We start from the raw sequence: 1,434 nt of genomic DNA, 5'->3' as shown, positions 1-1,434 counted from the left end.
CATAGATTCCGCTAACGAGTAGCGGAATGACGAATTTGTTGTTTTTCAAATTGTAGGTAAACCTAAGCCACTTTAGCTATATAGGGTCACAACGATGGATTTTTAAGATCGTTTACGGCCTTCTTAATATCTTCAGCCTTGAATATCGCCGATCCCGCAACTAAAATATCTGCACCTGCTTTTATTATATCAGCTGCGTTAAAAAAGTTAATTCCACCATCTACTGAAATTTGTGTTTTAAGGTTACGCTCTTGTATCATTTTTTTTATAGTAGATATCTTGTTCAACTGTGAATGAATGAATTCCTGTCCTCCAAAGCCAGGGTTGACTGTCATAATCAGCACAATATCTAGCTCATGTATTATGTATTCAAGCACACTTGGAGAAGTTGAAGGAACAATTGAAACTCCAACTTGAATCGGTTTTTTTTCGTCGTTTACATTTTTGTATGACTTTATCTTTCTTATCAACCTCTCAAGGTGTGTCTCTGCTTCTGCATGTACAGTGATAATATCAGCACCAGCATTTATAAAGCTTTCAATGTGGTTACCAGGAGATTTGACCATTAAATGCACATCAAAAGGAAGATTGCTATATTTACGTATTGCAGAGACAACGCTAGGACCAATTGTAATATTTGGAACGAAATTCCCATCCATAACGTCTATGTGTATGTAATCCACACCTAAATCGCTAATTTTTCTTACTTCTTCCCCTAATTTTGCAAAATCTGCTGAAAGTATAGAAGGTGCAATTTTAATACTCATGAGCTGCCTTTTTTGCTAAAAAATAACTTATTTTTAAAACTCTGTCACCCTAAGCACCATCTGAGTAGCTAGAGAAACTGAATACCGATACCGGCGACGGCTTATGCCTATTTAACTAGATCTTAAATTAGATAAAAAAAGGTAGTCTTGATAAAACTTATTTACAGCAAGTTCTTTTACATTTGGACTTTCTGTTTGTTCTTTTTTGTACCCTAATTTATAGCTTATTGAATCCTTATATGAACTGATCGTTTTGTATGCTTTGTTCATCTCTCTAGGAAAGATGCCATTAGCAATTACGACGCATAATCCTGTAGCTGTTGCAAAAGCTAGAGTGGTAAATGCTAGATTTTGTAAAAAATTCCTTCCGCTAACTTTTTTTTCCTGTATATTAGCAGAGTGCGATTTGTTTGACACTTCTTCTAGATATTCATGCCACATGTGATTGCAGTTCGTACACTTTACCTTTCTTCCAGATGCGCCAATTTGCTCGGGGGATACTAAGTAAGTTTTAGTACAACTATTACATTGTATTTTCATAACACTTACATATAAAGTAGTAACAAGCTTAAATGATACAGAGCTACAAATTTAATATCAATATATATATATAACAAATGGAAGATTTGCAACTAAAAAAAGCACAGAGTGAGATAGAAGATATTTG

Annotated in this window: 2 protein-coding genes and 1 pseudogene; all 3 read right to left on the bottom strand. The window is 34.4% G+C overall.

Features of this window, described 5'->3' with window-relative positions:
• Positions 1 to 86: 86 nt before the first annotated feature.
• Positions 87 to 767 carry a ribulose-phosphate 3-epimerase gene (gene rpe, locus BA053_RS06175; RefSeq protein ID WP_065095429.1) on the bottom strand — a complete coding sequence of 227 codons (681 nt, stop codon included), beginning with the start codon at positions 765 to 767 and terminating at the stop codon, positions 87 to 89.
• A 111-nt stretch (positions 768 to 878) separates the two neighbouring features.
• Positions 879 to 1,208: a hypothetical protein gene (locus BA053_RS06170; RefSeq protein ID WP_245611470.1), complete on the bottom strand. Its 330-nt coding sequence runs from the start codon at positions 1,206 to 1,208 to the stop codon at positions 879 to 881.
• A gap of 3 nt (positions 1,209 to 1,211) precedes the next feature.
• Positions 1,212 to 1,307 (bottom strand): annotated as a pseudogene (locus BA053_RS08465) (zinc-ribbon domain-containing protein); the annotation flags it as partial.
• Positions 1,308 to 1,434 lie beyond the last annotated feature (127 nt).

The organism is Wolbachia endosymbiont of Nomada ferruginata, from assembly GCF_001675785.1.
GTDB classification, from domain to species: domain Bacteria; phylum Pseudomonadota; class Alphaproteobacteria; order Rickettsiales; family Anaplasmataceae; genus Wolbachia; species Wolbachia pipientis.
This window is presented reverse-complemented; position numbering and strand designations above follow the sequence as displayed.

Bases quoted from the DNA above. Each gene is read 5' to 3' on its own strand.
- rpe (WP_065095429.1), bottom strand. From the start codon at position 767: ATGAGTATTAAAATTGCACCTTCTATACTTTCAGCAGATTTTGCAAAA.
- BA053_RS06170 (WP_245611470.1), bottom strand. From the start codon at position 1,208: ATGTGGCATGAATATCTAGAAGAAGTGTCAAACAAATCGCACTCTGCT.